Annotated in this window: 10 protein-coding genes; 2 read left to right on the top strand and 8 right to left on the bottom strand. The window is 68.1% G+C overall.

Features of this window, described 5'->3' with window-relative positions; all coding sequences use genetic code 11:
• The first annotated feature begins 31 nt into the window (after window positions 1-31).
• Together zwf and VO99_RS17170 are read left to right on the top strand one after the other, a co-directional pair.
• Window positions 32-1,501 (top strand): glucose-6-phosphate dehydrogenase, encoded by a 1,470-nt coding sequence (gene zwf, locus VO99_RS17175; RefSeq protein WP_046114127.1) that lies wholly within the window; start codon window positions 32-34, stop codon window positions 1,499-1,501.
• Complete coding sequence (locus VO99_RS17170) at window positions 1,501-2,370, top strand: MurR/RpiR family transcriptional regulator (RefSeq protein WP_046114126.1); 870 nt, start codon at window positions 1,501-1,503, stop codon at window positions 2,368-2,370. Before zwf ends, VO99_RS17170 begins: the two co-directional genes overlap by 1 nt.
• Here the strand turns inward: VO99_RS17170 and VO99_RS17165 are convergent.
• The 8 genes from VO99_RS17165 to VO99_RS17130 all read right to left on the bottom strand — a co-directional run bounded on the left by VO99_RS17165 (window position 2,349) and on the right by VO99_RS17130 (window position 12,663).
• Window positions 2,349-2,627, bottom strand: a complete 279-nt coding sequence (locus tag VO99_RS17165) for an STAS domain-containing protein (protein ID WP_046114125.1) — start codon at window positions 2,625-2,627, stop codon at window positions 2,349-2,351. The genes VO99_RS17170 and VO99_RS17165 overlap by 22 nt on opposite strands.
• A gap of 7 nt (window positions 2,628-2,634) precedes the next feature.
• Window positions 2,635-3,249 (bottom strand): MlaC/ttg2D family ABC transporter substrate-binding protein, encoded by a 615-nt coding sequence (locus VO99_RS17160; RefSeq protein WP_046114124.1) that lies wholly within the window; start codon window positions 3,247-3,249, stop codon window positions 2,635-2,637.
• 140 nt (window positions 3,250-3,389) lie between these two features.
• Window positions 3,390-4,160: an MlaA family lipoprotein gene (locus VO99_RS17155; RefSeq protein ID WP_052736413.1), complete on the bottom strand. Its 771-nt coding sequence runs from the start codon at window positions 4,158-4,160 to the stop codon at window positions 3,390-3,392.
• Entirely contained in the window at window positions 4,160-4,657 is a 498-nt protein-coding gene (gene mlaD / locus VO99_RS17150; protein ID WP_046114123.1) for an outer membrane lipid asymmetry maintenance protein MlaD, read from the bottom strand. Before mlaD ends, VO99_RS17155 begins: the two co-directional genes overlap by 1 nt.
• Window positions 4,658-4,680: 23 nt before the next feature.
• Window positions 4,681-5,463 (bottom strand): lipid asymmetry maintenance ABC transporter permease subunit MlaE, encoded by a 783-nt coding sequence (mlaE, locus tag VO99_RS17145; RefSeq protein ID WP_046114122.1) that lies wholly within the window; start codon window positions 5,461-5,463, stop codon window positions 4,681-4,683.
• Window positions 5,460-6,260 carry an ABC transporter ATP-binding protein gene (locus VO99_RS17140; protein WP_046114121.1) on the bottom strand — a complete coding sequence of 267 codons (801 nt, stop codon included), beginning with the start codon at window positions 6,258-6,260 and terminating at the stop codon, window positions 5,460-5,462. The genes mlaE and VO99_RS17140 overlap by 4 nt, the downstream gene beginning before the upstream one ends.
• A 128-nt stretch (window positions 6,261-6,388) precedes the next feature.
• A complete protein-coding gene (locus VO99_RS17135; protein WP_046114120.1) occupies window positions 6,389-7,864 on the bottom strand; it encodes a glutamate synthase subunit beta in 1,476 nt (491 codons plus the stop codon).
• Window positions 7,865-7,893: 29 nt separating this feature from the next.
• Entirely contained in the window at window positions 7,894-12,663 is a 4,770-nt protein-coding gene (locus VO99_RS17130; RefSeq protein ID WP_046114119.1) for a glutamate synthase-related protein, read from the bottom strand.
• Window positions 12,664-12,883: the final 220 nt, after the last annotated feature.

Genomic DNA, 12,883 nt, shown 5'->3' with positions numbered 1-12,883 from the left:
TCGCACCGTAACTTAATTACATCTGCGAGCCATGTCCTTCGATCTCGTGCTCTTTGGCGGTACCGGCGACCTCACCTGGCGCAAGCTGATGCCTGCGCTGTTCCAGGCCTTCCGCCATGGCAAGCTGCCGGCCGGCGGCCGCATCCTGGCCGTGGCCCGCGACGAGCGCAGCGACGACGCCTACCGCGACTTCATCCGCGAGCGCTTCAACGAGGTGGAAAGCGCCAAGCGCCCGACCGATGCCGAGTTCGACCGCTTTGCCCAGCTGCTGCACTACCGGCGCATGGACCTGTCGCAGCCCGAGCACTACGCCGGCCTGAAGCGCTGGATCGAGCAGCCCACCGCCGAGGAAGGCCGCACCACGCCGGCCGACACCGTGGTGCTGTTCCTGGCCACCAGCCCGCACCTGTTCACGCAGATCTGCGCGCAACTGGGCGCGGCCCAGCTCAACGGCCCGAACGTGCGCGTGGTGCTGGAAAAACCGCTGGGCCACGACCTGGCCAGCGCACAGGAGATCAACCGCGCGGTGGCCGCTTCGTTCACCGAGCAGCAGGCGCTGCGCATCGACCATTACCTGGGCAAGCCCTCGGTGCAGAACCTGTCGGCGCTGCGCTTCGGCAATGCGCTGTTCGAGCCGCTGTGGCGCCGCGAGAGCATCGCCAACATCCAGATCACGCTGGCCGAGGAGATCGGCGTGGGCACCCGCGGCGAGTTCTACAACCAGACCGGCGCCCTGCGCGACATGGTGCAGAACCATGCGCTGCAGCTGCTGACCATGGTGGCGATGGAGCCGCCCGCCAGCAACGACGCCGACGCCATCCGCGACGAGAAGCTGAAGGTGCTGCGCTCGCTCAAGCCCTTCACGCCCGACAGCGTGGTGCGCGACGTGGTGCGCGGCCAGTACCGCGGCGGCATCGTCAGCGGCAAGCCCGTGCCCGGCTACCTGGAGGAGAACAAGGTGCCTGCCGGCAGCCGCACCGAGACCTTCGTGGCGCTGCGCACCGAGATCCAGAACTGGCGCTGGGCCGGCGTGCCCTTCTACCTGCGCACCGGCAAGCGGCTGGCCGCGCGCGATGCGCAGATTGTCGTCAACTTCAGGCCGGTGCCGCATCCCATCTTCCCGGGTGCCAACGTGGCCAACAAGCTGGTGATCAAGCTGCAGCCGGAAGACGGCCTGGAGCTGCACCTGATGGCCGCCAAGGGCGCCGGCCAGGCCGAATCGCTGTCGCCGGTGTTCCTGGACCTGGACTTCGACAAGGCGTTTTCCAGCGAGCGCGTGGGCGCCTACGAGCGCCTGCTGCTGGACGCCATCGCCGGCCGGCTGAACCTCTTCGTGCGCAGCGACGAGCAGGAGCAGGCCTGGCGCTGGGTGGAGCCGGTGCTGGAAGCCTGGGCCCGCGACGATGGCGGCCCGCGCCCCTATGCCCCCGGCAGCTGGGGCCCGCCCGCTTCCAGCGCGCTGGTGGCGCGCGACGGCTACGCCTGGGCCGAGGAACAGTGATGCTCGACCGCATCAAGGCTTCGATTCCCGCGCTGCCGCCGGCCGAGCAGCGCGTGGCGCGCCTGGTGCTGGCCGATCCCCGCAGTTTCTCCAGCCTGCCGGTCACCGAGCTGGCCGAGCGGGCCCACGTCAGCAAGCCGACGGTGGTGCGCTTCTGCCGCAGCGTGGGTTATGACGGCCTGGCCGACTTCAAGCTCAAGCTGGCCGGCACGGTGAACGAGGGCGTGCCCTTCGTGCACCGCGCGGTGGACGAGGACGACAAGGCCGGCGACATCGTGGTGAAGGTGATCGACAACGCGGTGAGTGCCTTCCTGCACTACCGCAACGCGGCCGCCAGCCATGCCTTCGAGCGGGCCATCGCGGCGCTGGCGCAGGCCGGGCGCGAAGGCCGGCGCATCGAGTTCTATGGCGTGGGCAACTCGGGCATCGTGGCCCAGGATGCCCAGCACAAGTTCTTCCGGCTGGGCGTGTACGCCACCGCGGTGAGCGACGGCCATGTGCAGGTGATGCGCGCCACCATGCTGCAGCCCGGCGACTGCGCGGTGATCATCAGCAACTCCGGCCGCAGCCGCGACCTGATCGACGTGGCCGAGATCGCACGCCGCAAGGGCGCCATCACCATCGTGGTGACGGCCAGCGATTCACCGCTGGCCCAGCAGACTACCGCCAGCCAGCAGGTGCTGCTGGCGGCCGACCACCCGGAAGACCACGACCGCTACAGCCCGATGGTGTCGCGGCTGCTGCACCTGCTGATCATCGACATCCTGACCACCGGCGTGGCGCTGCGGCTGGGGCCGCAGCTGCGGCCGATGCTGCAGGAGATCAAGCGCAACCTGCGCGCCAAGCGCTACGCGGCGCCGGGCGGCTGAAGCAGCTCGGCCACGCCATACAGGCCCGCCAGCTCCACCAGCGGAGCCGGCAGGCCGGTGACCTCGAAGCCGTGCCCCGCCGCCAGGGCCGCGCGGCGCGACTCCAGCAGCACGGCGATGGCCGACGAATCGAACACCTGCAGTGCCGACCCGTCGATCTGCAACACGCCAGCCGGCTTGGATTCCAGCGTCGATTCCAGCTGCGTGAGCACGCCGCAGGCGTCGGGGAAGGTCAGGCGCGAAGGCAGGGGCAGCATGCGGGCCTCAGCTCTTGGCGCCCGCGGCCGACTTGTTCAGCTCGCCGAGCTTGCCCAGCAGGCCGTCCACGCCGCCTTGCTGCAGGATGGGCGCGAACTGCTTGGTGTAGTTGGGCACCAGCCAGAAGCCGGCCACGTTCACGTCATAGATCTTCCAGCCACCGTTGCCGTTTTCCAGGCGGTAGTTCAGCGCCACCGGCTGGCCGGCGCCGCGCACCTCGGTCTGCACTTCCACTTCCTTGTCGGTGGCCGCGCCGCGGAAGGGCTTCAACGCCACGGTGGTCGCGGGCTTCACCTCGCGCAGGGCGCCGGCATAGCTGCGCACCAGCAGCGTCTTGAACTCGGCCTGCAGCTTGGCCTTCTGGTCGGCGCTGGCCGAATTCCAGCGCTGCTCGCCCACGGCGCGCGAGGTCATGCGCTCGAAGTTGACGTGCGGCATCACGCGGGTGTCCACCAGCGCATTGATCTTGCTGATGTCGCCAGCCTGGATGGCCTTGTCCGCCTTCACGGCGTCCACCACGTCGTTGGCCAGGTCCTTCACGAAGGCATCGGGCGCCTGCTGCGCGAACGCACCCACCATGGACACGCTGGTGACGAGGGTGGCAATGAACGGCTTGAACATGGATCGGACCCTTTCTCTGCGCCGCGGGAGGGCCCGCGGCTTGTGTTCGTCAGACCGGCGCCCGGCAGGCAAGTTCTGCCCGGCGCCCGGCCGGTTGTATCAACGCGCTGCAGCGCGGCGCGGCGCGGCCGCCGGGCGGCTCAGTTCGGCGGGTTGCCGTCCCACACCAGGCTTTGCCTGCGCTGCACATAGGCGTCGCGCACGAAGCTGTAGCGGTCCAGCGCCACGCTGTCCAGCAGGCCGGTGGCATTGAGCAGCGTGGCTCGCGCGTCGATCGCTTCCAGCGCGGTGATGGAGTAGCGCGTGGGGTCGTGCTGCACGAAGGACGAATCCCAGCCCATGTCCAGCGGCAGCGCCGCGGTCTCGCGGATCTGCGACGGACCCAGCAGCGGCAGCACCAGGTACGGGCCCGCGGGCAGGCCCCACCAGCCCAGCGTCTGGCCGAAGTCTTCCTCATGGCGGGTGATGCCGGCCTCGCTGGCGATGTCCAGGAAGCCGCCCAGGCCCAGCACGGTGTTGGTGGTCACGCGCACCGTCATGTCGTAGGCCTGGCGGGGCTTGCCCTGCAGCACCAGGTTCACCAGCGACCAGGCATCGTCCAGGTTGCCGAAGAAGTTGCCGACCCAGGTGCGCACGATCTCGGGCACGGCCTTCTGGTAGCCGGTGGCCACGGGCTTGAGCACCGCGCGGTCCACCGCGTCGTTGAAGCCGAACACCCCGCGGTTGAAGCCCTCGAAGGGATCGTTGACCCGCGCGGCGGCGGCATCCGCATCGGCGGTGGTCTCGGGCAGCGTGCCACCGGGGCCGGCAGGCTGGGTGGCGGGCGGCGTGGTCTGGGCCACGGCCAGCGGCGCGGCGGCAGCCAGCAGCGTGGCGGCGGCCAGCAGGGCCAGGGATTTGCGGTCAGGCATTACTTCAGACTCCCGTCGAGGCTGGGGGGTGCGGCGGTGCCGGCATCGGCGGCCTTGCTGAACAGCACCTGGCTGATCAGGTCCTCCAGCACCACTGCGGATTGCGTTTCCTTGATGGCGCTGCCGGCCACCAGGTTCTTCTCGTTGCCGCCGGGCTCGATGCCGATGTACTGGTCGCCCAGCAGCCCGGAGGTGAGGATCTTGGCCGACGAATCCTCCGGGAAGGTAACGCCTTCCACCAGTTCCATCGTCACCACGGCCTTGTAGCTCTTGTTGTCCAGCTTGATGCTGGTGACGCGGCCCACCACCACACCGGCGCTGCGCACGGCGGCGCGCGGCTTCAGGCCGCCGCTGTTGTCGAAGGCGGCGGTGACGGTGTAGGTCTGGCTGCGGCCGAAGCTGGCCAGGTTGGCAGCCTTCAGGGCCAGGAACAGCAGGCCGGCCAGCCCCAGCAGCACGAACAGGCCGACGAAGATTTCAATGCGTTTTTTGTTCATGACTATCGATCGGTGAACGCCGCTCAGGGCGTGGAGAACATCATCGCCGTGAGCACGAAGTCGGTGGCCAGCACCGCCAGCGAAGAGATGACCACCGTGCGCGTGGTGGCGAACGCCACGCCTTCGGGCGTGGCCTGCGTCTCGTAGCCCTGGTACAGCGCCACGGCGGTGCAGATGATGCCGAAGGCAAAGCTCTTGACGATGCCGTTGCCCACGTCGCGCCACACATCCACGCTGGCCTGCATCAGGCCCCAGAAGTTGCCGGCGTCCAGGCCGATGAGCATCACGCCCACCACGTAGGCGCCCAGGATGCCGATGGCGGAGAACAGCCCGGCCAGCAGCGGCATGGACACCACGCCGGCAATGAAGCGCGGCGCCAGCACGCGGCTGCGCGGGTCCACCGCCATCATCTCCATGGCCGACAGCTGCTCGCCCGCCTTCATCAGTCCGATCTCGGCGGTGAGCGAGGTGCCGGCGCGGCCGGCGAACAGCAGCGCGGTGACCACCGGCCCCAGTTCGCGCACCAGCGACAGGTTGACGATCAGGCCCAGCGATTCGGTCGCGCCGTAGGTGGTCAGCGCGTAGTACATCTGCAGCGCCAGCACGAAGCCCACCGCCATGCCGGAGGCCAGGATGATGAGCAGCGAGCGGTAGCCGATCTGGTAGACCTGCGCCAGCACCAGCCCGAAGCGGCGCAACGCGGCCGGCGCGAACAGCAGCAGGTCGATGAAGAAGAAAGCCGCATGGCCCAGGCCACGCAGCTGGCGCAGGGTTTGCGCGCCCAGCCAGGCGATGCCATCGATCATGCGCCGAACTCCTCGGCCACCGGCCGTGCGGGATAGTGGAACTTGACGGGCCCGTCGGGCTCGCCACGCACGAACTGCCGCACCTCCGGATCGCGCGAGCCCATCAGCTCCTCGGGCGTGCCCTGGGCCACGATGCGCCCGCCGGTGGCCAGCAGCACCACGTGGTCGCTGATCTCCATGCACTTGGCCACGTCGTGCGACACCAGCAGCGAGGTGGCGCCGGTGGCGTCGTTCAGCTTGCGAATGAGGTTGGCGGTGACGCCCATGGACACCAGGTCGAGGCCGGCGAAGGGCTCGTCATACATGATGAGCGCGGGGTCGAGCGCAATGGAACGGGCCAGCGCGATGCGCCGCGCCATGCCGCCCGAGACCTCGGAGATCATCAGCCTGGCCGCGCCGCGCAGGCCCACGGCATGCAGCTTCATCAGCACGATGTCGCGGATCAGCGGCTCGGACAGGTTGGTGTGCTCGCGCAGCGGGAAGGCGACGTTGTCGTAGACGCTGAGGTCGGTGAACAGCGCGCCGAACTGGAACAGCATGCCCATGCGCCGGCGCATCTCCAGCAGCTGTTCCTTGTCGCGGGCGTTGACCACCTGCCCGTCGAACACCACCCGGCCCGAGTTGGCGCCCACCAGGCCGCCGATCAGCCGCAGCAAGGTGGTCTTGCCGCAGCCCGAGCCCCCGAGAATTGCCGTGATGCGGCCCCGCTCGAACCTCAGGCTGATGTCGCTGAGGATCTTGCGGCTCGGGTCATAACCGAACGTCACATGATCGATCTCGATGAATGTGTCGGGCATCGGGCGGGCAGCGCGCCTGCAGGCATTGCGGCGCGTCTTCAAATGGCTGGGGAGCGGGAGAAATCATTCTCGCACGCAAGGGATTCCCGCAATTGCCGGCGCGCTTCCCCAGTGTGAAGCCCGCGTATTCAGCGCGGCAGCGTGCTGGCGCCCATCAGGTACTCGTCCACCGCGCGCGCGGCCTGCCGGCCCTCGCGGATGGCCCACACCACCAGCGACTGGCCACGGCGCATGTCGCCGGCGGCGAACACCTTGTCGACGTTGGTCCTGTAGCCGCCGCGCTCGTCGGTGGTGGCGCGCGCGTTGCCGCGGTTGTCCTTGTCCACGCCGAAGGCGTCCAGCACCGGCGACACCGGGCTGACGAAGCCCATGGCCAGCAGCACCAGGTCGGCCTTGAGGATCTGCTCGCTGCCGGCCACCTCGGTCATCTTGCCGCCCTGCCATTCCAGGCGCACCGTCTTCAGGCCGGTGACCTTGCCCTTCTCGCCGATGAATTCCTTGGTGGCGATCGCGAACTCGCGCTGGCAGCCCTCCTCGTGGCTGGAGCTGGTGCGCAGCTTGATCGGCCAGTACGGCCAGGTCAGCGGGCGGTTCTCCTCCTCGGGCGGCTGGGGCAGCAGCTCGAACTGGGTGACGCTGACGGCGCCGTGGCGGTTGCTGGTGCCCACGCAGTCGCTGCCGGTATCGCCGCCACCGATGACGATGACGTGCTTGCCGTCGGCGCGCAGCTGGCCCTTGACCTTGTCGCCGGCATTCACCTTGTTCTGCTGCGGCAGGAACTCCATCGCGAAGTGCACGCCGTCCAGGTCGCGGCCCGGCACCGGCAGGTCGCGCGACTGCTCGGCGCCGCCGGTCAGCAGCACCGCGTCGAACTCGGCCTTGAGCTGCTCGGGCGAGATGGTTTCCTTGGCCCAGTTGGTGACCTTGGAGCCTTCGCCCATGCCCTTGTCGCCGGCCACCAGCACGCCCAGCCGGAACTTGACGCCCTCGGCCTTCATCTGCTCGACGCGGCGGTCGATGTGGGTCTTCTCCATCTTGAAGTCGGGGATGCCGTAGCGCAGCAGGCCGCCCACGCGGTCGTTCTTCTCGAACAGCGTGACTTCATGACCGGCGCGCGCCAGCTGCTGTGCCGCGGCCATGCCGGCGGGGCCGGAACCCACCACCGCCACCTTCTTGCCGGTGAGCGTCTTCGGCGGCACGGGCTTGACCCAGCCCTCCTGCCAGGCGCGGTCGGCGATGGCGTGCTCGATGGACTTGATGCCCACCGGGTCGTCGTTGACGTTCAGCACGCAGGCCGCCTCGCAGGGCGCGGGGCAGATGCGGCCGGTGAACTCCGGGAAATTGTTCGTCGTGTGCAGCACGGTGATGGCGTTGTGCCAGTCGTTGCGGTACACGAGGTCGTTGAAGTCCGGAATGATGTTGTTGACCGGGCAGCCGCTGTTGCAGAACGGCGTGCCGCAGTCCATGCAGCGTGCGCCCTGCACCTGCGCCTGCTCGGCGGTCAGGCCGATGACGAATTCCTTGTAGTGCTTGACCCGCGCCTCGACGGGCGCATAGCCCTCTTCCAGGCGGCCGTATTCCAGAAAGCCGGTGACTTTGCCCATGGCGATTGCTCTTCTTTCGTGTCGTCAGTTCACTTGGCCGGAACGGTCTTGCTGCCCTGCTTGCCGGCAGCCTTGGCCTTGGCTGCCGCGGCGGCGGCTTGGGGTGCTTCGTCGGAGGCGGGTGCGATGGCAGCGGCCCGCGTGGCCATCTCGGCCAGCGCGCGCTTGTACTCGTTCGGGAACACCTTGACGAACTTGGCGCGCGAATCGGCCCAGTGGTCGAGCAGCTCGCGGGCGCGCAGCGAGCCGGTCCAGCGGTGGTGCTCCTCGATCAGCTTCTTCAGCGTCACCTCGTCGGCCTGGTTGCGGTGCAGGCCGGCAGGCTGGTCGATGCCGGCCTGTTCAGCAGCCGGCAGCACCTTCTCCAGCGACACCATCGCCGTGTTGCAGCGCTTGGCGAACTGGCCGTCCTCGTCGTACACGTAAGCCACGCCGCCGCTCATGCCGGCGGCGAAGTTGCGGCCGGTCTTGCCCAGCACGGCCACGGTGCCGCCGGTCATGTACTCGCAGCCGTGGTCGCCGGTGCCTTCCACCACCGCGGTGGCGCCGGACAGCCGCACCGCGAAGCGCTCGCCCGCCACGCCGCGGAAGAAGGCCTCGCCGCTGGTGGCGCCGTACAGCGCGGTGTTGCCGGCGATGATGTTCTTGCCCGCGTCGCCCCGGAAGTCCAGGCTCGGGCGCACCACCACGCGGCCACCCGACAGGCCCTTGCCGGTGTAGTCGTTGGCATCGCCGATCAGGTACAGCGTGATGCCGGTGGCCAGGAAGGCGCCGAAGCTCTGGCCGCCCGTGCCTTCCATCTGGATGAAGATGGTGTGGTCGGGCAGGCCCTCGGGCTTGTGGCGGATCAGCTCGCCCGACAACATCGCGCCCACGCTGCGGTTGAGGTTGCGCGCGGCTTCCAGCAGCTGCACCTTCTCGCCGCGCTCGATGGCGGGGCGGCACTTCTCGATCAGCTTGCGGTCGAGTGCCTTGTCCAGGCCGTGGTCCTGCTCCTCCACGTGGAAGCGGGCCACGTCGGCCGGGGCAGCCGGCTGGTGGAACACGCGGCTGAAGTCCAGGCCGCGCGCCTTCCAGTGCTCGATGCCCTTCTTCATGTCCAGCAGGTCGGATCGGCCGATCAGCTCGTCGAACTTGCGGATGCCCAGCTGCGCCATGATCTGGCGCGCCTCTTCGGCCACGAAGAAGAAGTAGTTGACGACGTGCTCGGGCTTGCCGGCGAACTTCTTGCGCAGCACCGGGTCCTGCGTGGCCACGCCCACCGGGCAGGTGTTCAGGTGGCACTTGCGCATCATGATGCAGCCCTCCACTACCAGCGGCGCGGTGGCGAAGCCGAATTCATCGGCGCCCAGCAGCGCGCCGATCACCACGTCGCGGCCGGTCTTCATCTGGCCGTCGGCCTGCACGCGCACACGGCCGCGCAGGCGGTTCAGCACCAGCGTCTGCTGCGTGTCGGCCAGGCCCAGCTCCCACGGCGAGCCTGCGTGCTTGATCGACGACCACGGCGAAGCGCCGGTGCCGCCATCGTGGCCGGCGATCACCACATGGTCGGCCTTGCACTTGGTGACGCCGGTGGCGATGGTGCCCACGCCCACTTCCGACACCAGCTTCACGCTGACGCTGGCCTTGGGGTTGGTGTTCTTCAGGTCGTGGATCAGCTGCGCCAGGTCCTCGATCGAATAGATGTCGTGGTGCGGCGGCGGGCTGATGAGGCCCACGCCCGGCACCGAGTAGCGCAGGAAGCCGATGTAGTCGGTGACCTTGCCGCCCGGCAGCTGGCCGCCTTCGCCGGGCTTGGCGCCCTGGGCCATCTTGATCTGGATCTGGTCGGCCGACACCAGGTACTCGGTGGTGACGCCGAAGCGGCCAGACGCCACCTGCTTGATGCGGCTGCGCAGGCTGTCGCCGGCCTGGAGTTCGTAGTCCGACTCCATCACCTTGCCACCCACGATGTCGGACACCTTGGTGCCCGCCACGATGGGGATGCCCTTCATCTCGTTGCGGTAGCGCGCCGGGTCCTCGCCGCCTTCGCCGGTGTTGCTCTTGCCGCCGATGCGGTTCATGGCGATCGCCAGCGTGGAGTGCGCCTCGGTGGAAATCGAGCCCAGCGACATCGCGCCGGTGGCGAAGCGCTTGACGATGTCGGCCGCCGATTCCACCTCTTCCAGGGGAATGGCCTTGGCCGGGTCGAGCTTGAACTCGAACAGGCCACGCAGCGTCATGTGGCGGCGGCTCTGGTCGTTGATGAGCTGCGCGTATTCCTTGTAGGTCTCGAACTTGTTGGCGCGCGTGGCGTGCTGCAGCTTGGCGATGGCGTCAGGCGTCCACATGTGCTCCTCGCCGCGGGCACGCCAGGCGTATTCGCCGCCGGTGTCCAGCATGCTGGCCAGCAGCGGGTCTTCGCCGAAGGCCACGCGGTGCATGCGCAGCGCTTCCTCGGCCACCTCGAACACGCCGATGCCGCCCACCTGCGTGGCGGTGCCGCGGAAGTACTTCTCCACCATCGGCTTGTCCAGGCCGATGGCCTCGAACAGCTGGGCGCCGCAGTAGCTCATGTAGGTGGACACGCCCATCTTCGACATGATCTTGGACAGGCCCTTGCCCACCGCCTTCACGTAGTTGTAGATGGCCTTGTCGGCCGACAGCTCGCCCGGCAGCTCCTTGTGCAGCGCAGCCAGCGTCTCCATCGCCAGGTAGGGGTGCACGGCCTCGGCGCCATAGCCGGCCAGCACGCCGAAGTGATGCACCTCGCGCGCCGAGCCGGTTTCCACCACCAGGCCGGCGGTGGTGCGAACGCCTTCGCGCACCAGGTGGTGGTGGATGGCCGACAGCGCCAGCAGCGCCGGGATGGCCACATGCTCGCGGTCCACATGCCGGTCGGTGATGATGAGGATGTTGTGGCCGCCCTTGATCGCGTCCACGGCTTCGGCGCACAGCGAGGCCAGCTGCGCCTCGATGCCTTCCTTGCCCCAGGCCAGCGGGTAGGTGATGTTCAGCTCATAGCTCTTGAACTTGCCGTTGGTGTGCTGCGCGATGTTGCGCAGGCGGGCCATGTCGGCGAAGTCGAGGATGGGCTGCGTCACTTCCAGCCGCATCGGCGGGTTGACGGCGTTGATGTCCAGCAGGTTCGGCTTCGGCCCGATGAAGCTGTTGAGCGACATCACGATGGCTTCGCGGATCGGGTCGATCGGCGGGTTGGTCACCTGCGCGAACATCTGCCGGAAGTAGTTGTACAGCGGCTTGTTGCGGTCGCTGAGCACGGCCAGGGGCGAGTCGTTGCCCATCGAGCCGATGCCTTCCTCGCCGGCCTGCGCCATCGGGCTCAGCAGGAACTTCAGGTCTTCCTGCGTGTAGCCGAAGGCCTGCTGGCGGTCGAGCAGGGTCTCCTTCGATTCGGCCGGGCCGGCGCTTTCCGGCGCGTCGATGGCGTCCAGCCGCACGCGCACGTTCTCGATCCACTGCCGGTAGGGCTTGGCGAAGGCGAACTGGTTCTTCAGCTCCTCGTCGTCGACGATGCGGCCCTGCTCGAAGTCGATCAGGAACATCTTGCCCGGCTGCAGGCGCCACTTCTTGACGATGCGGTTCTCGGGGATGGGCAGCACGCCCGACTCCGACGCCATCACCACCAGGTCGTCGTCGGTGACGATGTAGCGCGCGGGGCGCAGGCCGTTGCGGTCCAGCGTGGCGCCGATCTGCTTGCCGTCGGTGAACACCACGGCGGCCGGGCCGTCCCACGGCTCCAGCATGGCGGCGTGGTACTCGTAGAAGGCGCGACGGCGCTCGTCCATCAGCGTGTGCTGCTCCCAGGCCTCCGGGATCATCATCATCGCGGCATGGGCCAGCGGGTAGCCGCTCATGGTGAGCAGCTCCAGCGCGTTGTCGAAGGTGGCGGTGTCGCTCTGGCCTTCGAAGCTCAGCGGGTACAGCTTGGGCAGGTCGTCGCCCAGCACCGGCGACTTCATCACGCCCTCACGCGCGCGCATCCAGTTGAAGTTGCCCTTGACGGTGTTGATCTCGCCGTTGTGGGCCACCATCCGGTACGGGTGCGCCAGCGGCCACTCCGGGAAGGTGTTGGTGGAAAAACGCTGGTGCACCAGCGCCAGGGCCGACACCACGCGCGGGTCCTGCAGGTCGAGGTAGTACTTGCCCACCTGGTCGGCCAGCAGCAGGCCCTTGTAGATGATGGTGCGGCAGCTCATGCTGGGCACGTAGTACTCGCGGCTGTGCTTGAGCTTCAGCGCCTGGATGGCGCTTGAGGCCGTCTTGCGGATGACGTAGAGCTTGCGCTCCAGCGCGTCGGGCACGATGACGTCGGGGCCGCGGCCGATGAAGATCTGCTTGATGATGGGCTCGGTGGCGCGCACCGCCGGCGACATCGGCATCTCGCGGTCGACCGGCACCTCGCGCCAGCCCAGCAGCACCTGGCCCTCAGCCTTCACCGCACGCGCCAGTTCCTGCTCGCAGGCCAGGCGGGACGCATGCTCCTTGGGCAGGAAGATCATGCCGACGCCGTACTCGCCCGGGGGCGGCAGTTCCACGCCCTGCTCCGCCATCTCGGCGCGATAGAAGTCGTCAGGGATCTGGATGAGGATGCCCGCGCCGTCGCCCATCAGCTTGTCCGCACCCACGGCACCGCGGTGGTCCAGATTCTCCAGGATCTTCAGGCCCTGCTCGACGATGGAATGCGCCTTCTCGCCGCGGATGTGGGCGACGAAGCCGACGCCGCAGGCGTCGTGTTCGTTGGCGGGGTCGTACAGGCCTTCGCGGCGGAGCGCGTCGACGTCTGCAGGGGTGGTCATGCTCGGCACAGGGCTGTTGGCAGGCGTCGTCATGGCGCGCTCCACGTGAGAGGGAAGAGAAGGACCGTGAATTTAATGCAGTGCAGCAGGGGAAACAACTACAACAAATAGGGTCAGGTGCGTATTATTGATCCGCACAGGTGTCCTCATTTTCAAATAGGGACAGGTCTGAGGGCTCGCGACATGGCGGCGATGCATAGCGCGTGCCGACCCTCGGATG

This window comes from Aquincola tertiaricarbonis (genome assembly GCF_000969605.1).
Taxonomy (GTDB): Bacteria; Pseudomonadota; Gammaproteobacteria; order Burkholderiales; family Burkholderiaceae_C; genus Aquincola; species Aquincola tertiaricarbonis.
Note: the sequence above shows the minus strand (reverse complement) of the source record. Positions and strands in the feature narration are given on the sequence as shown.

Bases quoted from the DNA above. Each gene is read 5' to 3' on its own strand.
- VO99_RS17135 (WP_046114120.1), bottom strand. From the start codon at position 7,864: ATGGGCAAAGTCACCGGCTTTCTGGAATACGGCCGCCTGGAAGAGGGC.
- mlaE (WP_046114122.1), bottom strand. From the start codon at position 5,463: ATGATCGATGGCATCGCCTGGCTGGGCGCGCAAACCCTGCGCCAGCTG.
- VO99_RS17170 (WP_046114126.1), top strand. From the start codon at position 1,501: ATGCTCGACCGCATCAAGGCTTCGATTCCCGCGCTGCCGCCGGCCGAG.
- VO99_RS17140 (WP_046114121.1), bottom strand. From the start codon at position 6,260: ATGCCCGACACATTCATCGAGATCGATCATGTGACGTTCGGTTATGAC.
- VO99_RS17160 (WP_046114124.1), bottom strand. From the start codon at position 3,249: ATGTTCAAGCCGTTCATTGCCACCCTCGTCACCAGCGTGTCCATGGTG.
- VO99_RS17130 (WP_046114119.1), bottom strand. From the start codon at position 12,663: ATGACCACCCCTGCAGACGTCGACGCGCTCCGCCGCGAAGGCCTGTAC.
- mlaD (WP_046114123.1), bottom strand. From the start codon at position 4,657: ATGAACAAAAAACGCATTGAAATCTTCGTCGGCCTGTTCGTGCTGCTG.
- VO99_RS17155 (WP_052736413.1), bottom strand. From the start codon at position 4,160: ATGCCTGACCGCAAATCCCTGGCCCTGCTGGCCGCCGCCACGCTGCTG.
- zwf (WP_046114127.1), top strand. From the start codon at position 32: ATGTCCTTCGATCTCGTGCTCTTTGGCGGTACCGGCGACCTCACCTGG.
- VO99_RS17165 (WP_046114125.1), bottom strand. From the start codon at position 2,627: ATGCTGCCCCTGCCTTCGCGCCTGACCTTCCCCGACGCCTGCGGCGTG.